This window comes from Streptomyces caniscabiei (genome assembly GCF_014930365.1).
GTDB lineage: Bacteria > Actinomycetota > Actinomycetes > Streptomycetales > Streptomycetaceae > Streptomyces > Streptomyces caniscabiei.
Window position 1 is genome coordinate 194,024 of sequence record NZ_JABXWI010000016.1, and the last position, 20,945, is coordinate 214,968.

Annotated in this window: 14 protein-coding genes; 2 read left to right on the plus strand and 12 right to left on the minus strand. The window is 73.0% G+C overall.

Annotated elements, in window-relative coordinates; genetic code table 11:
* Window positions 1-88 precede the first annotated feature (88 nt).
* The 10 genes from HW837_RS36880 to HW837_RS36925 form a co-directional block, all read right to left on the minus strand.
* Window positions 89-1,675, minus strand: coding sequence for an ABC transporter substrate-binding protein (locus HW837_RS36880; RefSeq protein WP_045560477.1), 1,587 nt, complete (start codon window positions 1,673-1,675; stop codon window positions 89-91).
* Window positions 1,676-1,737: 62 nt separating this feature from the next.
* Complete coding sequence (locus HW837_RS36885) at window positions 1,738-2,532, minus strand: class I SAM-dependent DNA methyltransferase (RefSeq protein ID WP_045560478.1); 795 nt, start codon at window positions 2,530-2,532, stop codon at window positions 1,738-1,740.
* The gene (locus HW837_RS36890; RefSeq protein ID WP_193381223.1) at window positions 2,529-3,791 is read right to left on the minus strand and encodes an MFS transporter; all 1,263 of its coding nucleotides are present in this window, start codon (window positions 3,789-3,791) and stop codon (window positions 2,529-2,531) included. The genes HW837_RS36885 and HW837_RS36890 overlap by 4 nt, the downstream gene beginning before the upstream one ends.
* Window positions 3,775-4,860: a mandelate racemase/muconate lactonizing enzyme family protein gene (locus HW837_RS36895; RefSeq protein WP_045560480.1), complete on the minus strand. Its 1,086-nt coding sequence runs from the start codon at window positions 4,858-4,860 to the stop codon at window positions 3,775-3,777. The genes HW837_RS36890 and HW837_RS36895 overlap by 17 nt, the downstream gene beginning before the upstream one ends.
* Complete coding sequence (locus HW837_RS36900; protein WP_060885713.1) at window positions 4,857-5,945, minus strand: PLP-dependent cysteine synthase family protein; 1,089 nt, start codon at window positions 5,943-5,945, stop codon at window positions 4,857-4,859. The genes HW837_RS36895 and HW837_RS36900 overlap by 4 nt, the downstream gene beginning before the upstream one ends.
* On the minus strand, window positions 5,942-6,829 hold the full coding sequence (locus tag HW837_RS36905; RefSeq protein ID WP_193381224.1) for a Rossmann-like domain-containing protein: 888 nt from the start codon (window positions 6,827-6,829) through the stop codon (window positions 5,942-5,944). Before HW837_RS36905 ends, HW837_RS36900 begins: the two co-directional genes overlap by 4 nt.
* Window positions 6,826-8,082, minus strand: a complete 1,257-nt coding sequence (locus tag HW837_RS36910; protein WP_177262116.1) for an ATP-grasp domain-containing protein — start codon at window positions 8,080-8,082, stop codon at window positions 6,826-6,828. The genes HW837_RS36905 and HW837_RS36910 overlap by 4 nt, the downstream gene beginning before the upstream one ends.
* A 171-nt stretch (window positions 8,083-8,253) precedes the next feature.
* Window positions 8,254-9,498 (minus strand): vWA domain-containing protein, encoded by a 1,245-nt coding sequence (locus tag HW837_RS36915; RefSeq protein ID WP_193381225.1) that lies wholly within the window; start codon window positions 9,496-9,498, stop codon window positions 8,254-8,256.
* Complete coding sequence (locus HW837_RS36920; protein WP_193381226.1) at window positions 9,495-10,748, minus strand: AAA family ATPase; 1,254 nt, start codon at window positions 10,746-10,748, stop codon at window positions 9,495-9,497. Before HW837_RS36920 ends, HW837_RS36915 begins: the two co-directional genes overlap by 4 nt.
* Before the next feature lie 55 nt (window positions 10,749-10,803).
* Window positions 10,804-12,309 carry a hypothetical protein gene (locus HW837_RS36925; RefSeq protein WP_193381227.1) on the minus strand — a complete coding sequence of 502 codons (1,506 nt, stop codon included), beginning with the start codon at window positions 12,307-12,309 and terminating at the stop codon, window positions 10,804-10,806.
* A 361-nt stretch (window positions 12,310-12,670) separates the two neighbouring features.
* On the opposite strand from HW837_RS36925, the gene HW837_RS36930 reads away from it, so the two are divergent.
* Window positions 12,671-14,158 (plus strand): MFS transporter, encoded by a 1,488-nt coding sequence (locus HW837_RS36930; protein WP_045560486.1) that lies wholly within the window; start codon window positions 12,671-12,673, stop codon window positions 14,156-14,158.
* Window positions 14,159-14,194: 36 nt separating this feature from the next.
* On the opposite strand, the gene HW837_RS36935 is transcribed toward HW837_RS36930, so the two are convergent.
* Together HW837_RS36935 and HW837_RS36940 are read right to left on the minus strand one after the other, a co-directional pair.
* Window positions 14,195-15,832 (minus strand): cellulase family glycosylhydrolase, encoded by a 1,638-nt coding sequence (locus tag HW837_RS36935; protein ID WP_193381228.1) that lies wholly within the window; start codon window positions 15,830-15,832, stop codon window positions 14,195-14,197.
* 79 nt (window positions 15,833-15,911) lie between these two features.
* Window positions 15,912-17,018, minus strand: coding sequence for a GDSL-type esterase/lipase family protein (locus HW837_RS36940; protein ID WP_093792050.1), 1,107 nt, complete (start codon window positions 17,016-17,018; stop codon window positions 15,912-15,914).
* A 216-nt stretch (window positions 17,019-17,234) separates the two neighbouring features.
* On the opposite strand from HW837_RS36940, the gene HW837_RS36945 reads away from it, so the two are divergent.
* Window positions 17,235-20,879 (plus strand): S8 family serine peptidase, encoded by a 3,645-nt coding sequence (locus HW837_RS36945; protein WP_193381229.1) that lies wholly within the window; start codon window positions 17,235-17,237, stop codon window positions 20,877-20,879.
* The last annotated feature ends 66 nt before the right edge of the window (window positions 20,880-20,945 follow it).

Sequence of the window (20,945 nt, forward strand, 5' to 3'; positions counted from 1 at the left end):
GAGAGGCGGGGCGTCGGACGAGTGCCGCGCCGTCGTGGCTGGTCGCGCAGTTCCCCGCGCCCCTTCGGGGCGCGGGCGAACCCTGGGATCACGTCAGCCACACCTTGTCGAAGCGGGCCCAGTCGAGGGTGTTGGCGGGGGCCTTGGTCTCCACTCCCTTCACCGTCTTGGCGGTGCCGAGGATCCAGTCGGCGAACCCCCAGATCAGGAAGCCGCCCTCGGCGTACAGCCGGCGCTGCATCCGCTCGTAGACGGCGGCCCGCTCCGTCTTGTCCCGGGTCGACTGGGCCTGCTGGTACAGGGCGTCGAAGTCCTTGTGGTGCCACTTGGTGGCGTTGGTGGTGGAGTCGGTGAGCAGCCGCTGCGAGATGTGGGCCTCGATGGGCATGGCACCGGACCGGTAGCAGGCGAGGGTGCCGGAGTCGAGGATGTCGCTCCAGTACGAGTCCTTGCTGCCCATCCGCACGTCGACGGTGACGCCCGCCTTCGCGGCCTGGTCCTTGAAGATGCTGGCGGCCTCGGTGAACCCGGCGGCCACGGCGGAGGTGTCCAGGGTGACCTTCAGCTTCTCCGCGCCGGCCTGCTTCAGCAGGGCCCTGGCCCGGTCGAGGTCCTGCTCGCGCTGCGGGAGGTCGGCGGCGTAGTACTCGTAGCCCTTGCCGAACAGGTCGTTGCCGACGACGCCCGCGCCGGACAGGGCGCCGTCGACGAGTTCCTGCCGGTCGGCGATCAGGAAGAACGCCTCCCGGACCCGCTTGTCGTCGAAGGGCGGCCGGTCGGTCTTCATGCAGAACCCCTGCATGGCGCTGCCCCGCAGCCGGACGATCTCGATCTGCCCCTTGCCCTCATGGGCGCGGGCGGTGGTGGGGTTCAGCTCGTGGGCGTACTCGACCTGGCCGCCGAGGAGCGCGTTGACCCGGGCCGACTCCTCGTTGGCGACGACGAACTCCAGTTCGTCGAGGTGCGGCGCGCCCTCCCAGTAGGCGTCGTGGCGGCGGAACACGGCCGAGCGGCCGGGGGAGAAGGAGACGAAGCGGAAGGGGCCGGAGCCGATCGGCTTCCTGTCGAAGTCGCCAGCGTTCTTCCCGGCGTTCTCCGGCACGATGTACGCGCCGAACGCGGCCAGCACATTGGGGAACTCGGCGGTCGGCCGCTTCAGCACGAACTCGATGGACCGCTCGCCGGTGGCCCGGCTCGCGTCGAGGTCGATGGGCTCCAGGGAAGCCTTCGCGCGGAACGCCTTCTCGGGGTCGGCGATCCGGCGGTAGCTGTAGAGGACGTCCTTCGCGGTGACCGGCCGGCCGTCGTGGAAGGCGGCCTCGCGCAGGGTGACCTGCCAGCGGTCCAGGGTCTTGTTCGACTCCCACTTGGTCGCCAGGCGGGGGCGGGCGGACAGATCGGCGCCGTAGTCGGCGAGCTTGTCGTAGAGGGCCTTGGCCCGGGCGACGTCGGCGAACAGGTTGGCCAGGTGCGGATCGAGGGTCTCGCTCGCGCCGCCGCCCGCGAACGCGGCCCGCAGCCGTCCGCCCCGCTTCGGGGCGCCGTCGTCGCCGCTCGGAGCGGAGTCGGTGCCGTCCGCGCCGCACGCGGTCAGGGCGAGAGCGCCGAGCGTGGCGGCGCCCGTGGCGGCGAGGAAGCCGCGTCGGCGCAGACCGGGGAAACGTTCGTCGTGCATGAGGGTTCCTTGGATGTCGAGGGGGAGGAGATGTGAGGAGGTATCGGCGGGTGGGACAGGGATCAGTGGGTGGAGGAGGCGAGGCGGGCCACGACGTGCAGCCGGTCCGCGTCCGCCGTCTCGCTCGGCAACCGGCCTTCCTGCCAAGCCGGTTCGGTGCGTGGGCCGGGCCCGTCGTGCAGTTCGAGGACCTCGAAACCGTGCGCGGTCAGGAGGTGGCGCAGCTCCTGCGGGAGCAACAGCCGCCAGGCGGACCGCTGTTCGACGGGGGGTGCGCCGTCGTCCGAGGTCCAGACGCGGACGCGGCGCAGCAGTTGGGCGGTGCGGTCCACGGTGAGGGTGGTGGTGGACCGGTAGGCGGTGCCCCGCCAGGTGAAGGCGTTCACGGCCGGGGTGTCGAGCAGGTCGGTACGGCCCAGGAAGTAGGCGCCGTTGCGCATCTCGGCGACCAGCAGTCCGCCGGGTGCCAGTGCCCGGCGGCAGGAGGAGAGGAAGCCGTCGAGTTCGGCGTTGGTGTGGCAGTACAGCGGGGAGCTGTCCAGGCAGACCACCGCGTCGAAGGCCGCTCGGCCCAGGTCGAAGCCGTGCAGATCGGCCCGTACGTAGGCCGGACCGGGATGCCGGGTGCGGGCGTGCGCGAGCATCGCCTCGGAGAGGTCGGCGCCGGTCACCGTACGGCCCACGGCGTGCAGGTGGGCGGCGTCGCGTCCGGTGCCGCAGCCCAGGTCCAGGACCCGTTGCCCGGCCCCGTGGCGCCGCAGACAGTCCTCGGCCCAGCGCCCGGCCAGCCGCTCGGGATCGGGGAAGCGGGCCTCGTACAGCTCCGGGTTGTCGGTGAGGAGGTTGGCGTCCGTCATGCGCTGCTCTTCTCGTCGGCCATGGCGGGGACGGCGGCTTCCGGGGGCGCGGGCAGCGCCCCCAGCCGGCGCAGCCAGCCGACACCGGCCGCCGACATCAGGCCGAACACGGCACAGCACACCCACGGCAGCCACGCGTGGCCGCCGCGCTCCCCGGTGTCCATGGCCCACCCGACGACGGTGTTGCCGACGGCGGCCGCTGCGCCGGAGACCACGTAGAAGATCCCGAAGTACGTGCCGGTCAGCTCCGGCCGGCCGAAGCGGGGGATCAGCTCCATCACGAACGGCGAGGCGATCATGAGGCCCAGGTAGAGGAGCAGCGCACCGAGGAGCACGGGTACGGCGGCGGTCCAGCCGGAGGCGCCGAGCCCGGTCCCCAGGGCCGGCGGCAGGAACGCCAGGCCGGTCACGGCGAGCCCGGCGCCGATCCAACGGGCCCGGTCGCCACGTGACTTGAGCGCCTTGGTGATGCGTAGTTGCAGCGCGAGGTTGGCGAGTGTCCCGACGAGGAAGACGAGACCGGCGGCCCCGTCCCAGCCGGTCGCCTCCCGGGCGCCGGCCGGCAGCAGCAGGTACAGCTGGTTCTCCAGGGTGAACATGCCGACCATGGCGAGCGCGAAGGCCAGGAAGGCCCGGTTGCCGAGCACCTCCCGCCAGTCCCCGAGGACACCGCCGCCGCTCGGCTCGGCCTTCCGCGCCGGCAGGACGAGGGCCTGGGCGACGGTGAGGACGGCGAAGATCCCGGCGGCCGTGAGCGCGGACGTACGGAAGTCCACCAGCAGCAGGACGCTGCCCAGCAGCGGCCCGATCAGCGCACCGGTCGTCGCGAAGACGTTGAACAGCGCGAACGCCTCCGCCTTGCGCTCCCCGGCCTCCTGCGAGAGATACGTCCGCACCGCCGGGTTGAACAGCGCCCCGGCGAGCCCGCTGAGCACCGATGCCGCGAGCAGCACCGCCAGTCCGTCACCGAGCGCGAACAGCGCGAACCCGACGCTCCGCAGGGCGCACCCGGCGATGATGACGCCCCGCGCGCCGAGCCGGTCCGAGGCGGAGCCGCCGATGATGAACAGGCCCTGCTGACTGAGGTTGCGGACACCCAGGACGATGCCGACGACGGCCGCCGACATGCCCAGGTTCTCGGTGAGGTGCGTGGCGAGGTACGGGATCAACAGGTAGAAGCCGATGTTGACGCCGAGCTGGTTGATCAGGAGCAGGCGGACCGCGAACGGGAAGCGGCGTATCTCATGCCACGTCTGCACGGCGTGCTCCTCCCGTCTCGTGGGCCGCGCGGAGCCGAACTCCGAGTCCGGGCGCGTCTGTTGTGCGGACGACGCCGTCGGTGCCGCCGATGCCGGTCCACGGGTCGTCGGCCAGCAGGAGATGTCCGTCGAGGTCCACCCAGCGGGCGCGGTCGACGAGGTGCACGGCCGGGGCGAGACCGAGGCTGCTGGCGGTGAGGCAGCCCAGCATCAGCTCCGTCCCGCTGCCCTCGATCAGCTCGGCGATCCGCAACGCCGCGTGGACACCGCCGCACTTGGCGAGCTTGACGTTGACCCCGTGCACCCGACCCGCGAGCCGCCGGACGTCCTCCAGTCCCACGGCGTCCTCGTCGGCGACGACCGGCAGCGGGGAGCGTTCGGCGAGGGCGGCCAGCGCGTCCGGGTCGCCCGGGGCCAGCGGCTGCTCGACGGCCTCCACGCCCAGCTCGGCGAAGCGCGGCAGCAGGGTGTCCGCCTGGGCCGGCGTCCAGGCGCCGTTGGGGTCGAGGAGGAGCCGGACCCGGGGCGCGGCCTCACGGACGGCCCGTACCCGTTCGATGTCGCTCTCGGGGTCGGGGGCCCCGGCCTTGACCTTGACGACCTGGAAGCCGCTCGCGGCGAGGCGGCGCGCCTCGGCCGCGGCCCGGGCCGGCGAGCTGATGCCGATGGTCCGGGCGGTCGCGGCCGCCGGCGCGCCCGGCGCGCCCAGCAGACGGTGCACCGGGGCCCCGGCCCGCTTGCCGACGAGATCGAGGAGCGCCGCGTCGACGGCGGCGGTCACGGCCGGGGGAGCGTCGGGAGGACCGACCGGTTCGCCGCCCCGCAGGGCCTCCAGGGCGCTCTCCGGATCGGGGTAGCGCCACAGGCCGGCGGCGGCGTCCGCGAGGAGCCGGTCCAGCGTGTCGGCGTCGAGGCCGTAGTAGACGCTGGTGACGGCCTCGCCGTGGCCCTGGACCCCGTCGTCGTCCCGCACGGTGAGCCACACCGCGTCCCGTGCGGCCATGGTGGAGCGGGAAATGCGCAACGGCTCGGTGAGTTCGAGGCGTACGGTGCGCCGGCTTGCCTTCACAGTCTCTCTTCCGAAGGGGGGACGTCGAGGGGGTCGGCGACCCTGCCGCACCGCACCCAGCCGACGGCCTCGGCCGCGCGGGGATGGGGGATCTCGACGGGCCGCGCGGCGGCGGAGGCCGGGTCGAGGCCGTGGGCGGCGGCGAAGTCGTCGTCGAAGACGCTGCCGAGGTAGCGGTGCGGGCCGTCCGGGAAGACGGTGGCGACGACGGCGCCCGGGTGGACGCGGGCCGCCCAGGCGGCGACGAGCGCGACGGCGCCGGTGCTCCAGCCGCCGCTGACGAAGCTGCCGCGGGCCAGCCGGCGACAGGAGTCGACGGCCTCCGCCGGGCCGACCCAGTGCACCTCGTCGAAGGCGTCGTAGGCGACATTGCGTGGATGGATGCTGCTGCCGAGGCCGCGCATCAGCCTGGGCCGGGCCGGCTGGCCGAAGATCGTCGAGCCGGTGGAGTCGACGCCGATGAGACGCAGCGCGGGCCAGTGCCGGCGCAGCGGGCCGATGATGCCCGCGCTGTGGCCGCCGGTACCGACACTGCACACCAGAATGTCCAAGTGGTCGAGCTGCACGGCGAGTTCGGCGGCGAGCGAGGCGTATCCGGCGGTGTTGTCGGGGTTGTTGTACTGGTCCGGCCAGTACGCCCCGGGCAGTACGGTGAGCAGTTCCCGCAGCCGGGCGAGGCGTGCCGCCTGCCAGCCGCCCCGTGCCGCCGGACGGTCCACCAGCTCCAGCCGGACGCCGTGCGAGCGCAGCAACTGCCGCATGGACGGCTCCAGTTCGCTGTCACCGACCAGCACGACCGGATGGCCGAGGGCCTGCCCGGCGAAGGCGAGCCCGATGCCCAGCGTGCCGGACGTCGACTCCACCACCGGTGCTCCGGGCCGCAGTTCACCACGCTCCCGGGCCCCCATCAGCATGGACACGGCGGCCCGCGCCTTCATTCCGCCGGCCGCGAGCCCTTCCAGCTTGGCCCAGAATCCCGGCTGCGGACCGGGCAGATCGGCGGTGATGCGCGCCAGCGGTGTCCGTCCGACGAGGGACAGCAGCTCCGGCCGGGCGACGGCGCGCAGGACGGTCGACGAGGTCACCGGCCCACCCCTGACACCGGACAGGACGCCGTACCGGCTGTCGCTGTGGAGCGCGGATCGTCCTGGTGGTAGCGGTGCAGGGTGCCCGCGCCCGCGTCCAGCCAGAAGAACGGATAGGGCTCCGCGCACACCGCGCTCACCCCGTGCCCGAGGAACCGGGGCAGCACCGCGCTGCCCGTCTGCGCGAACATCACCAACTGCTTGTCGTGGGACAGGGCGTGGCGCCGCAACGGTTCGAACGTGCCGTTGCTCAGTGTCATCCCGGAGACCAGCAGCGCGTCACAGCGCCCGGCCGCGCCCAGCGCGTCGGTGACGACCTCCTCGCCCCACTCGGTGACCCCGCCCTTCAGATCGCACGGCACATAACGCATTCCGCGCGAACGCAGCGCCTCCAGAAGGGAGTTGACGACGCCGACGACGAGCACGGTCGCGTCCGGCGGCAGGTCGAGCAGTTCGACGACGGCCCGCGCCCGCGCCCGCGACTTCTCCAGCGACGTACCGGCCGGCAGGGGGAACGGTCGTGCCCCGTTCTCGGTGGTGTGCGGGCCGATGTGCATCAGATAGGCGTCCAGCGCGGCGACCCGCACCGGCGGCAGCGGATGGTCCAGGAGCCGGGCGACATCGGCGCCGACGCACGTGTCGATCGCCGCGTCCGGCAGGGCCCCGGGCTCGACCGCGCAGGACCCCACGGCACCGGCGAGACGCAGACTGAGCACCTCGTTGCGGTAGCCGGTGCCCCGTCCGTCGTGCCGCACGGCCTGCCGGGTCACGAACGCCACCGCGATGCGCAGCGTCGCGGGATCCGGGCCGAGCAGGCCGGCGCGGACCCGCTCCAGCAGTTCGTCGTAGGTGACCGCCCCGGTCACCGGCCCGACGGTGCTCACCGGATCACCAGCCCGGCGCTCAACCCGGCCGCCAGCGCCTCGACATGAGCGCGGGCGCCGAGGCCGGTGGGGTCCCCGGCCATGACATGGCCGAGGTACTCGTTGTTGCTGCCGGCCGACTTGACCTGCCGGCCCGGCTCGGCGAGCTGCACCTCCAGCACGTTCTCGGCGTAGGCGAGGTCACCGCCGTCCAGGGAGGCGAGGGTGCCCGAGGTCTCCGGTACGAGGAAGGCGACGGCGGCGCTGCGCAGGCCGGTCTCCCGCCGCCGCAGGTCGGGTGCGCGGCCGAGGGCGACGTCCACGGCGGCCGCGGCGAGGTCGATGCCGGTGACATGGCGGACCAGTTCGGTGATGCGGTTCCCGGCGGGCCGGGGGTTGACCTCGACCACCCGCGGGCCGTCCGGGGTCAGCTTGATCTCCGTGTGGGCGACGACGCCGTCGGTCAGCCCGAGCGCCTTGAGCGCGCCCAGTGCGGTCTGTTCGGCCGCCTCGGTGTCGGCGCCGGTCAGCGCGGCGGGGAACATGTGCCCGGTCTCGATGAACGCCGGCGCCCCGCCGACGCTCTTGTCGGTCACGCCCACGACGTGCACCGCTCCCGCGTGGGACACGGTCTCCACGCTCACCTCGGGGCCGGTCAGCAGCTCTTCGAGGAGGACGGCGGGCACCCTCCGCTGCCCGCGCGCGTTCAGCGGGAAGTCGGCCAACGCCCGTACCGCTGCGGCGAGTTCGGCCGCGTCGTCCACTCTCCGCACATACATCCCCGCGCACAGGTCGACGGGTTTGACGACCAGCGGGTAGCCGATCTCCCGTGCCGCGCGGGCGATGTCGGCCCACTCCTCGTGGAGGGCGAAACGGGGGCCGGGCACACCGGCGTCGGCGAGGACCCGGCGGGTGGCGTCCTTGCGGCAGGCGTCCGCGACGGCCCCCGGGCCGGGCCCGGGGAGTCCGAGGTGCCCGGCGATCCGGGCCACCGTCGGCAGGTAGTAGTCGCAGGAGGAGATCACCCCGTCGAAGCCGAACACCGTGTGCAGGCGCGCGGTCTCCGGCAGCAGGGTGTCGAGGTCGTTGGTGTCGGCCGTGACCACGTTCCGCGCGCCCAGCAGCGGATGGGCCGTGCCCTCGGGGGCCGAGCGCAGATAGTGGTGCAGGTCGCGGGTGAGGAACGTGAACTCGTGTCCGCCCTCCCGGATGGCCCGTGGGAGCAGCCTGCTCATCGATCCGACCCAGCTCTCGACCACCAACAGATGAGCCACAGCTCCCCTTTTCGTGCGGTGCGTTCAGGCGTCAGGGCAGCCCGACGACACCTCGACAAGGAGGTGCCCGGCTTGACATGTGCACCTTATCGATAATCGTTTTCATTGTCATGGGGAGATCGTGGACGATCGTGGAGGAGGCCGGGAGCGACGCCGAGGTGTGTCTCCGGCCTAACCGATGTGGACCACACGGGCCCAGTCGGGCGGTGAGTCCGGTACGTAGTCGGGGTCGTCCTCGTCCCATGTGGTGTGGTCGTGCTGCCGGGCGAACAGGCCGACCACCGTCCGGCACGGGGGCCGGGAGTCGGGCCAGGGGGTCTGGCCGTCGGTGAGGACCACGACGACATCGGGCCTCGGGTGGCTGCGGAGCGCCTTGGTGAACCCGGCGCGCAGGTTCGTACCGCCGCCGCCCAGGAGCGGAATGCCCTCCGCCCGGCACAGCGGGTGGGCGATCCGGGCCGCCGCGTCGCACGGGACGACGGTGACCAGGTCGCGCCGCCCTCCCACGGCCCGCGAGATCGCGGTGACCTCCAGCAGCGCGCTGCCCAGCTCCGCGTCGCTGACCGACCCCGAGGTGTCGATGATCACGGAGACATGGGGCGGGCGGCGCCGCAGGCTCGGCAGCACCGTGCCCGGCACACCGGCGGAGCGCCGCGAGGGCCGGCCGTAGCTGTAGTCCTCGCCGGCGCCCGGCGCGGAGGCCGCCGACCGGACCGCCGCACCCAGCAGCTCCCGCCACGGCTGCGGCGGATGGAACGCCTCGTCCGCCCAGCGCTGCCAGCCCTCGGACGCGGAACCCGGACGGCCCTTGATGCCCTGGGCCACCCGGAACCGCACCGCGTCCCGCTCCTGCTCGCTCAGGGCGTGCGCCCCGTCCGGACCCAGCTCCCACTTCCGCACCAGACCGTCGGCACCGCTGCCGCAGTCCAGCCACGCCAACTTGCTGGTGCGGGGCCCGAGCCGGAACTCCCACAGGTACTCCTCCATCAGCTGTCCCGTGGGCAGCTTCAGGGACGAGGGCAGCACGGCCCCCGCGGGCGTGACCAGTCCGTCGCCGAACGCGTCGTCGTTGATCTCGCAGTCGGCGGCGATGTTCATCCGCAGCCGGTCCCCGGGGCCGGTCAGGTCCCGTTCCCTGGCGACCCGGTCGCTGCGCCCGTGATGGTCCCGCAGGAGATGCGACACCTCGTGCACCCACACCGAGGCCAGCTCCTCCACGGGAGTACGGTCCACGAAGCTCGGCGAGACATAGCACCGCCAGTACCGGTCCACGCCCATGGTGGGCACCTGCCGGGACTCGACGGTGTGCAGCGCGAACAGCGCCGTCGCCAGATACGGCCGGGCCCGCGCCGCCTGGAGCCGGGCGGTGAAGAGCTTGTCGAGGTCGAGGGTGCCCTCGTGGTCGGCCGTGCTCATCGGCGGACCTTCGTCGCCGCCTTCACCCGGGCCGCCGCCTCGTCCGCCCGCCGGGAGAGCAGGACGACCCCGGCGAGGTTCTCGATCTCCGTCGGGACGTCCCAGTCGTCGCGGCGCAGTGAGGCCAGGGTGGTCGCGGGGACGACCACCAGATCCGGCGCCCCCGTCTCCAGCGCCCGGACCAGGACCGCCCATGCCGCGTCCCAGCGCGCCCGGTCCGGCCGCGACCGGACCGCCGCCACCACCCCGTCGAGCACCGCCTGGCGCAGATCCCCGCGCTGGGGCAGTTCCTCCGCCAGGGGGTCGGCGAGCAGCACCTCGGGATCGGGCAGGTCCAGCCGGTCCAGGGCGGCCAGCAGCTCCAGCCCCGGCCCGTCGCCCACGGTGCCCCTCACCAGGAGGGACAGCACGTCGCGCGAGACACCGGAGGCGGTCGCGAAGGCGATCAGACGCAGCGTCATCTCCCAGCTCCGCGGCGACGGCCAGGGCCCGCCGCGCCGGCTCTCGCTGTTCGGCAGCTGATGCACCAGCTTGGGGCGCGCGGCCAGCAGTGTGCACACCGCGCGCCGGGCGAAATCCACCGCCTCCGCCAGCCGTTCCGGCGCCAGCCGCGGCAGGGTGGCCCGCGGCCAGGTTCCCCCGAGGCCCCGTACGACGACCTCGTGGTCGTGGGTCCACTGCAGATGGACGAACCGGTTGGCCAGCGGCGGGCTCAGCTCCCAGCCGTCGGCCGCCGAGGACCTGGGGTTGGCGGCGGCCACGATCCGCACGTCGGGCGGCAGTTGGAGCGTGCCGATCCGGCGCTCCAGCACCAGCCGCAGCAGCGCGGCCTGGACGGCGGGCGGCGCCGTCGACAGCTCGTCCAGGAACAGCAGCCCCCGGCCGGCCCGGACCAGGCGCACCGCCCAGTCCGGCGGAGCCATGGGGACGCCCTGCTCGGCGGGATCGTCCCCCACGATCGGCAGGCCCGAGAAGTCGGACGGCTCGTGCACGCTGGCGATCACGGTCGTCAGCGGGAGATCCAGGGAGGCCGCGAGCTGTGTCAGCGCGGCGGTCTTGCCGATGCCCGGCTCACCCCACAGCAGGACGGGCAGGTCCGCGGCGACGGCCAGGGTCAGCGCCTCCAGCTGGACGTCCGGGCGCGGTTCGGTGGTGGTGGTCCGCAGCAGGCTCAACAGATCTGCTGCCACGTCGAGTTGGGAGAGCGGGACAGTGTCGGAGGGCATGGCGAAAGGAGCGTGTGTGGGCATGTGTGATCACCTTGGGGTGTAGAGGGCTGAGGTCGGACGCGCGCGAGGTGCGCGGTCAGAAGAAGGTCGCCGTCCGGAAACGGCGCTGACGGGAGGGGCGACGGCCGACGTTGGAGCGGACCCGGCCGGGCAGGGGCTCGGCGAGGCCGGCCCGGTAGAGGCCGTAGGCGATCCGCCGCTGTGCGGCGGACTCCAGCTCGTCCCGCAGGGGGCCGTCGCGCAGGACCGCCTCGGGGCCGAGGAGCCCTTCGACGACCGCGAGCGCACCGTCCACGTCCCCGTGGTCCAGGCGTTCGCGCACACCGGACAGACAGTCCGGACGGCGATGTGCCTCGTCGATGGCCCGCAGACAGGGGAGCGGGGTACCGGTCAGCGCGACCAGCAGTTCCTCGCGCCGGAGTTCGGCCGGGTCGTGGTCGAGGGCCACCAGCACCCCGTCGACCAGACCGATCCGATGACGCTCTCCCCGGCACTCCACGATCCGCGGCTGCCCCGCCCGGTCCGGTGCCTCGGCCGGAGCCGACGGCACATGATCCGGTACGAGCACCGCCGCGACCAGCGGATGCAGCCGCCCTGCGTCGATCACGCCGGCCCGGATCAGCTCCAGGTCCGGCAGCACCCAGGTCGCGGCGTCGGGCAGCACCGGCAGCGCGCCGAGGGCACCGTCGTCGCCGTGCACGGCCGTGATCCGCGGCGCGGCCGGCCGGGTGCCGTCGTCCGCGTACGGGTGGACGCCCTCGGCCGGGCCCCGGCCCCTGACGACGTCCGGGCCCAGGTCCAGCAGGAGCCGCCGTCGGGCGCCGCATCGTACGAGGACGGAGCCGGTGGACCGCCCTTCGGCACGCAGCACGATCGCCGCTTCCGCCGCCCACCGCTCCACGTCGAGGCCGTGCTCCGCCGCCCACGCCCACAACTCGTCCGAAGCCGCCGCCGACGGCAGTGGCGGGTGCGGGTGCGGGTGCGAGTACGGGTCCGGGTGCGGCGGTGGTGTGCCGACGGCGGCCGGACGGTCCGCTCCCGCACGGGCCCGCAGTTCAGGGGCCCTTCGCGCATCCCAGAGATGGCGGTGCAGATCGAACCGGTGGCGACGGCTGGGCCGTGGATGCGGATGGCCACGGGCGTCGGGCCCGGACCGCGCGCCCTCCCACAGGGCGAGCCCGATTCGCTGACCGGCGTCCGCCCAGGCCGGGGGAGTGCGGGCCACCAGATGCACGGGCCCCGCCCCGGCACCGCCCGCCGCCCCGTAGGTGGCCAGGGTGAGGGTCAGGCCCGGGCGCAGCAGCCCGTCGGGGGCGATCCGCGGCATGTGCCACCGCAGCAGGTCGGGCGCCAAGTGCCGTAGATCCGCCCGGACTCGGGACACCAGCGCCGAGCCGTGACGGCCGGCCAGGGAACGCAGGTCGAAGTCGATGTCGACGGCCGCGGCGGCACACGCACCGGCCCAGTCGCCGACGGCACGGCGGGCGGCCGCCGCCTCGATCATGGAGGGTGGCACGGCGAACTCGCGCACGCGCAACCAGAAGGAAAGCCGGGGATCCCCGTTCGCGACGTCGGTGAGCATCAGCACTCACCTTGCGCGGACGGGACCCCCATTCTGCTGAGGGAATGAGTAGTCATCGCGGGGATCGTAACGCCAGCCCGCTCCCGTGCACACCCGTTTTTCGATCGGGTGCGCGATCGGGTGCGCCCGCGCACCCTCCCGACGGTCCCGGACGGGCGCCGTTCGCGCCTCCCGCGCCCAAGTGGTGCGGGTCCGGGTGGCGGCGTACCGTCGAACAGTGAACGCGGCGGTGGACGCGACCGTCCGCCGCACTCTGCCTCGGTGACACATCACCCTGCCTTTGCGACACGTCATGAGCGAATCGCAGCCGACCTCCCCAGCGCGGACCACCGCCTCGGAATCAGGTGGTGGCGGTAGCGCGATGGCGCTGTTCGTCATCGCCTCGTGCCAGTTGATGGTGGTGCTGGACATCACCATCGTGAACATCGCGCTGCCGGACATCCAGCGGTCGCTGGACTTCTCCACGACGAGCCTGGCGTGGGTGGTCAACGCCTACACACTCACCTTCGGCGGGCTGTTGCTGCTGGGCGGACGAGCCGGCGACATCCTGGGCCGGCGGCGGGTGTTCATCTTCGGCGTGCTGCTGTTCGTGCTGGCCTCCCTGCTCGGCGGTCTCGCCCAGAACGAGGCCCAACTCCTCGCCGCCCGCGCCCTCCAGGGCGTCGGCGGCGCCATCGCGTCCCCGACCTCGCTGGCACTGATCAGCACGACGTTCCGTGAAGGACCCGAACGCAACAGGGCGTTCGGGGTGTTCGCGGCCGTCTCGGCGGGCGGCGGCGCGATCGGGCTGCTCGCGGGCGGCATCCTCGTGGAGTGGCTGAACTGGCGGTGGGTGCTGTTCGTCAACGTGCCGATCGGACTGCTGATCGCGCTGGCCACGCCCCGCTGGATCAAGGAGTCCGAACGCCACCCCGGCCACTTCGACATCACCGGCGCCCTGACCTCCACCCTGGGCATGGTGCTTCTGGTGTACGGCTTCATCCGGGCCGCGCAGGAGGGCTGGCGGGACGGGCTGACCCTGGCGTCGTTCGCCGGCGCCGTCGTGCTGCTCGTGGTGTTCGTGCTGGTGGAACGGCGGTCCCGGCAGCCGATCACTCCGCTGCACATGTTCGCCGACCGCAACCGCGCCGGCACCTACGGGATCATGCTGTGCCTGGCCGCCGCGATCTTCGGCATGTTCTTCTTCCTGACGCTCTTCACCCAGAACGTCCTCGACTTCAGCCCGCTCGCCACGGGCTTCGCGTTCCTGCCGGTCAGCGCGGTCATCGCGGTCGGAGCCGGACTGACCTCACGGTTCCTGCCCGTGTACGGGCCCAAGCCGTTCATGGTGGTGGGCGCGATCCTCGCGGCGGCCGGCCTGGGCTGGCTGACCCTGACCGACGTGGACTCCACCTACGCCGGCAGTGTGCTCGGCCCGATGCTCGTCTTCAGCCTGGGCATGGGCATGGAGTTCGTGGCGCTGACCCTGATGGCGCTCTCCGATGTCACCCCGGCGGAGACCGGCGCCGCCTCCGGGCTCCTCAACGCCACCCAGCAGGTCGGCGGTTCCCTCGGTCTCTCCATCCTTGTGACGATGTACGGCACGGCCAGCACCAACGAGGCCGAGAAGCAGGTGCCGGACTTCCTCTCGCAGGCGACCCCGGCCGAGCGACTGGAGTTCCGGCGGACCGGGCAGTTGCCGAAGCCCTGGTCCGACGAGGTGCTCACCGCGGGTGTCTCGGCAGCCTTCGTGATGGCCGCCATCTTCACCGTGATCGCGGCCCTGATCGCCGTCCTGGCCATCCAGGTCCGGCCCTCGGACCTGGAGCGGCTCAAGGGCGGGGCGGGCCCCGGCGCGCCACCCGGCTGAGGGCGGCACGCCGACGCACTTCATGCTGCCTGCACGTCAACTCGACGTGCAGTCAGTCCCGTTGAGCGTGAACGCGGTCGGTGCCGGGTTGGTGGAGCCACGGGTCGCGGTGAAGCCGAGGGTCACCGAACCCGACGCGGGGATGTTCGCGGTGTAGGTGGCCGCGGCGACGGTCACGTCCGCGCCGGACTGGGCCGCCGTACCGCCCCACAGGTTGGAGACGCGCTGACCGCCGGCGAAGGACCAGCGGAGGGTCCAGCCGTTGATCGCCGAGGTGCCGGTGTTGCGGAGGACGAGCTCGCCCTGGAAGCCGCCGGACCACTCGCCCGTCACCCGGTAGCCGACGGCGCAGGCCGCGGTGGAACCGCCGGAGGGCGTCGTGAGGGTCACCGTTCCCGAGCGCGGCGAGCGGTTGCCGGCCGCGTCACGGGCGTAGACGGCGAAGGTGTACGACGTCGCGGGAGCCAGGCCCGTGAGCGTGGCGGAGGTGCCCGTCGTGGTCGTCGCGGCGGACTCGGACGTGCCGTTGACACGGACCACGTCGTAGCCGGAGACGCCGGTCGCGTCGGTGGCGGCGGCCCAGGTCAGCGTCGCCGACGACGAGGTCACCCCGGAGGCGGCCGGGGTGCCGGGCGCGGTCGGGGGAGTGGTGTCGCCGCCGGAGGCCGAGTAGATCGCGGCCTCCTTCGACGTGGCGGCGATGCCGTCGGCGCCGTTGAAGAGGCGCTGCCCCCAGCCGGTCAGCTGGTTCGGGTCGAAGCCCGTGACCATGTCCAGGTACTCGACGCCGCCGCCGTTGCCGCTCCAGGACCAGCCGAGGTAACCGAGGCCGAGGCGCTGGGCGGCGGCGAGGATGGCGTCCTCGTCGGGGTTGCCGTCGGAGTGGTCGTGCCCGAACTCGCCGATCACGAGCGGGAGTTTCGCGGCGACGAACCGGTTGAGGTAGTCGCTCACCTCGGCCGCCGTGTCGAAGACGCCGTACATGTGGATGGAGAAGACCGTGTTGGCGTCCGGGTCGGCGGCGAAGACCGACGCCGCGTTGTCGCGCATCGTGAACGCCCAGTCCTGGCCCCAGTTGGGGGCGTCGACCATGAGGGTGTGACGGAATCCGGCGGCGCGCAGCTTCTGGATCGCCGCCTTGGTGTCGGCGGTCCAGCCCGCGTAGTTGTTGTTGCCGTACGGCTCGTTGCCGATGTTGACGATGACGTGGTCCTCCTGGCCGGTGAGCGCGCTCTGCACACCGATCCAGTAGTCGGCGGCCCGCGACAGCGTCACGGCCCCGCTCTGTTCGCCGTAGCCCGTGGTGTCGTGCACCTCCAGGACACAGATGAGCCGGTTGCGCTTGCACTGGGCCACGACGTTCGCCACGTCGGCGGTGTCGTTCCGGGCCCAGCGGTCACCGCTGGCGAGCACCACGCGCACCGTGTTGGCACCCTTGGCCTTGATGTGGGCCAGTGCGCCGATCTGGTTCGGGTACCAGGTGTGGGCGTGGTTCACGCCCCGCATCACGAAGTCGTTGCCGGAGCGCTCCAGCAGGCGGCCGTTCTCGACGCGGAAGCCGGCGGGGGCGGCCTGCGCGGATGGGCCGGACATCATCAACAGGGGCAGGAGCAGCCCGAGGAGGGCTGCGGCGACCGTGGCCGCACGGCGGACGGTCGGCGTACGGGATCTCATCGCGGCTCCAGATGGGGTGGGGGGAGAGCGGTGGGGGGCCGGGCATGTCGTGCGCAGGGGCGCCCGACGGGTACGGCCGTCACCGAGCGGCGGCGGTCCGCACCGTGCAGGTGACGGTCGCCGACGGCGTCCCGGCCGTCGACGGTGTCTCGGCGATGAAGCCGAACGTGGCGCGGGCGCCCGGAGCGAGCGTGCCGTTCCAGCCGGCGTCGGAGACGGTGGCCGTCCCGTCGGCCGCCGAGCCCAGCGTTCCGTTCCAGACCTGGGTCAGCCGGGCCCCGCCGCCCAGTCGGACGGCCGCGGTCCAGCCCGGGACGGCGGACGCGGACGTGTTGGTCACCGTCACCTCGCCCTGGTAGCCGCCCTGCCAGACGTTGGTGGCGCGGAAGGCCGCCGCGCACGAACCGTTGCCCGGGTCACCGGGATCGCCCGGGTCTCCCGGCTCCAGCAGCGCGCTCAGCGCCGGATACCAGCGAGCGGCGATCTTGTCGTCGCCGGCGGCGTTCGGGTGCACCCCGTCATAGGTGTCGGCGGCCGTGTCGAAGCCCGTCCACTGGTCGACCACGGTCACCGGCGAACGGCTGGTGGTCGTCGCCTGCGCCCAGGCCGGGATCCGCGCGTTGAAGTCGACGGCGCGCTGCGCGCAGCCCGTGCAACTGCCGGGGTTCAGGGGGATGATCTGCGCGACGAGGATCTTCATGTCGGGGTTGGAGGCCCGCATCTGCCCGACGAGCTTGGTGTAGGCGGCGAGGATGCGGTCGGGGGAGATGCTGCTCCAGACGTCGTTCGTGGCGAAGTGCATGACAACGATGTCCGGAAGGGTCGCGGCGAGTCGTCCCGGCAGCAGGTTCTGGTCGGCCACGTTGGTGACGAGTTCACCGCCGTGGCCCTCGTTGTCGCCGTCGTGCGGCTGTCCGCAGCCCTGGGGGCCCAGGGTGCCGACGAAGTCGATGTCCGTGTAGCCGGCGTTCTGCAAGCGGTTCCACAGAACGGCCCTCCAGCAGCCGGGCGAGCCGGTGATGGAGTCGCCCAGCGGCATGACGCGCACGGGGTCCGCGGCCGTCTCCCGCGCCGTCGCCGCGGTGGCCGGCGGCGCGAGGGCCGTTGCGAAGGGGAGGAGCAGCGCGGCCAGGAGGAGGCCGAGCAGCGGAGGGATCCGTGAGGAGGAGTGGCGGGTGCTGCGCATGGATGTTCCCTTCCCTGGTGAGATGGGAGCGCTCCCAGGGGAACATGCCACTCTTGTCAATCACGCGTCAAGATGCGTGCGCCGAGCGGCCCGATTCCCTTGCGGTCAAAGGGAGTTGACCCTTCAGGAAGTGATCATCTGTTCGGTACCGTGACTCACGTCCCTTCGTTCACAGCGCCATCTCCTTCAACACCCCCCACTTCGAACGGAGTTCGCGTGACCAGACCACGTGTTCCGGCATGGGCGGGCGGCGCCCTGGCGGCCGTACTGCTCGTCACCACCCAGAGCGGGTCATCCACGGCGGCCACCCCCGCCGGCCCCGGGCCCACCTCCTTACCGGCCTCCGCCGGCGAGGCGGAGGCCGGACTCGCGTCCCTCAGGGGCAAGCGCTTCACCCTCGTCACCGGCGACGTCGTCACCGTCGGTACCGAACGGGGCGAGCCCAGCATCGACATCGAGCCCGGCAGGGGCCGCGAGGACATCGGCTTCGTGCGACGGGGCCAGGGCTCCGAACTCGGCGTCGTCCCGGTGGACGTGGCTCCCCTGATCGCCACCGGCCAGGTCGACGGTCAGCTCTTCGACCTGGCCGCCCTCAACCGCTTCGGCTACGACGCCGCCGCCGGCGACGACCGGGGGCTGCCCCTGATCGTCCGGCACCGCGGCCCGCGGCTGCCCGCCGCCACCCGCGCCGAGGCGCTGCCGGGGAACACGGTGACGCTGGAGTCGATCGACGCCACCGCCGTGACCCTGCCGAAGAACGACGGCGGCGCCCTCTGGCGGACGCTCACCACGTCCGAGGAGGGCAAGGACGCCGAACTCCGGCCCGCCGTGCGGAAGGTGTGGCTGGACACGCCCGTCGAACTCACGGGCGCACTCACCGGCGAAGGGAGCGCGGCCGACGAACCGGAGACCACCCCGGACGGCGATGTCGCGGTCTTGGACCTCGTCGGGCAGATCAACGCGAAGGGCCTCAGGGAGCGCGGCCTCGACGGCAGCGGCGTCAAGGTCGCCGTCATCGACACCGGCGTGCGCACCGCCCACCCCGACCTGAAGGAGCGCGTCTCCCGGGCAGAGAACTTCATCACCTGGGACGACGAGAAGAGCGATGTGGACGGCCACGGCACCCATGTCGCCGGGATCATCGCCGGGACGGGCGCCGCGTCCGGCGGCCGGTACGCCGGGGTCGCGCCCGGCGCCGAGATCCTCAGCGCACGCGTGCTGTCGGGCCCGCTCGGCTCCCTCTCCCACATCATCGACGGCATGGAGTGGGCCGCCGACGAGGGCGTCGACATCGTCAACATGTCCCTCGGGTCCACCGCGTTGAGCGACGGCACCGACCCCTGGTCGCTGGCCACCGACGCCCTGCTGGAGCGCGGTGTGCTGCCCGTGGTGTCGGCCGGCAACGACGGCCCCGGCTCCTCCACGGTCTCCCCGCCGTCGGCCGCCGAGGGTGCCCTGGCCGTGGGCGCCGCCGGCGGCGACGACGCCGTCGCGAGCTTCTCCAGCCGAGGCCCGCTCTTCGGCGACCACAGCGTCAAGCCCAACATCAAGGCCCCCGGTGTCGCCGTCACGGCGGCCCGCGCCAAGGACACCCCCATCGGCGACGTCGACCCGGCCGGCCCCGAGGGCCCGGTCGACGACGACTACACCCGCCTGTCCGGTACGTCCATGGCGTCGCCCGCCGTCGCCGGGGCCGCCGCCCTGGTGATGCAGGCCCACCCCGACTGGACGCCCCAACAGGTGGCCCTCGCGCTGGTCTCCAGCGCCCGGCCGAGCGCCGGAGAGAGCGTGTACGACCAGGGCTCCGGCCTCGTCGACGCGGAGCGTGCCGTGGACCAGCCGGTCACCGCGACGGTGTCCGCCCTGGACTTCGGCCGGCTGGCCTGGCCGCGCTCCGCGGAGGACACCCGGCGCAAGGTGGCCTTCGCCAACTCCTCCGACGAGGACATCACCCTGGACCTCGCCCTCGACGTCCGGTCCACCCGCGGCGACCTGCCCACCGCTCTGCTCGCCCTGGCCGAGGAGAAGGTGACCGTCCCCGCGCACGGCACGGCCTCCGTGGCCGTCGAGTTCCGTGACGACGGCGTCCGCACGGGCGGCGCCCTCTCCGCCCTGCTGACCGCCGGGAGCGGCTCCACGGCGGTACGCGTCCCGGTCGGCCTCAGTCTCGAACCCGAGAGCTACGACCTCACCCTCCACCTCCGCGACCAGCTGGGCGAGGGCGCCGACGGCTTCTCGCTCGTCGACCTGCTCCCGCTGGACCGGTCCCTGGAGCCGTTCGAGGAGCCGCAGCTCGCCACGCTCGGCTCGACGATCACGGTCCGGGTCCCCGCGGGCACGTACGGCGTCTCCGCCTTCATCGGCCGGCACGAGGAGGACTCGTACTGGTTCGACAGCGACATCGTCCTCGCCGGTGAGCCGCGCGTCCGGGTCGACAGGGCGACCGAACTGACCCTGGGCGGCACGGCGGCGCGCAGGCTCGCCCACCGGGTCGACAACGACGAGGCGGAGAACATCTACCGCCAGGTCGGGGTCGCCCAGCGGCAGGGCGAGACGCCCGCCGGGGCACGGACCCCGCTCGCGCTCCACACCGACGTGGAGTTCAGGCACCGGGCGCCGGACTACTGGGTGGCCCCGTCCACCACCCGCGCCGGGGACGCCCGGTACACGGCGTACTTCCGCGAGGATCTCGCCGAGGGCTATGTGTACGGCAAGGTGCCCGACGGCGCCCCCGACGACGGCGGCTACTCCTACCCCACGGCCACCGGGCCGGTGTACCACCTCGCCGCCTTCCGTGAGGGCCGTATCCCCGCCGACCTCACCGGACGGGTCCGGGACGCCCGGCTCGCCCGTACGGAGGCGCGTTACACCGCGGCCGAGCAGTCCGGGGCCTTCGACCGGCCCTTCCCGCTGAAGGCGAAGCTGGCCACCGCGACCGTGCGGGGCGTCCCGGCCGGCGGACGCCGCGTCAACGTTCCCTCGCCGGGCACCCGAACCGAGTTCTTCACCGCGTCGAAGGACATCGCCTGGGCGCAGGAACTGCGGTGGAGCTGGCAGAACGCGGACGGCCTCGACCCGCTCGAACACCGTGCGCTGTTCACCGAGCCCCAGGTCTTCCGGCCCGGTCCCCGCGCCGAGCACTGGAACCGTCCGGCGGGCGCCCCCGCGCTCGCGGCCGACGGCCGGCAGCTCACCCGGACCGGCGACACCGTCACCGTGGACCTGCCGCTGGGCGGCGACTCGGACCCGCGGCACCTGTTCACCAGCGACGACCTCTACGCCGACTACACCTACACCCTCAGCCGTGACGGCGAGCAGCTCGCCAAGAGCCGGGACGGCGCCGAGGAGTTCCCGCGCGACACCGCGCTCGCCGCCTGGGACGTGCCGACGGACACCGGCTCGTACACGCTCAGGGCCCACGCCGACCGCTCCCAGTGGAACAACGTGAGCACCGAGGTCGACGGGGTGTGGACGTTCCGGTCGGGGCGGGTCGCCGACGGACGGACGGCCGCGCTGCCCCTGACCGGGGTGAGCTTCGCGCCGCCGGTCGACCTGTGGTCGCGGGCGGCGGACGGCCGTACGGTGGCCGTGCCGTTCACGATCCGGCGGACGGGGGACCAGGCGCGCGGCAAGGTGCGTGCGCTGACCGTCGAGGCGTCCTTCGACGGCGGTGCGACCTGGCGGCGGGTACCGGTGGCCGAGAACCGGGCGCTGATCACGCATCCGGCGCTCGCCACGCTGCCCGCCGAGCACATCGACCGCAACGGGCACGGATATGTCAGCCTCAGGGTCAAGGGCGCCGACCGGGCGTCGACCTTCGAACTGACCGTGAAGAAGGCGTACAAGCTCAAGAAGTCCTGACCGGCTGAACCGCTAGACCGGTAGACCGCTGGAGGGCCGTCGCGCACCCGCGCGGCCCTCCAGCGG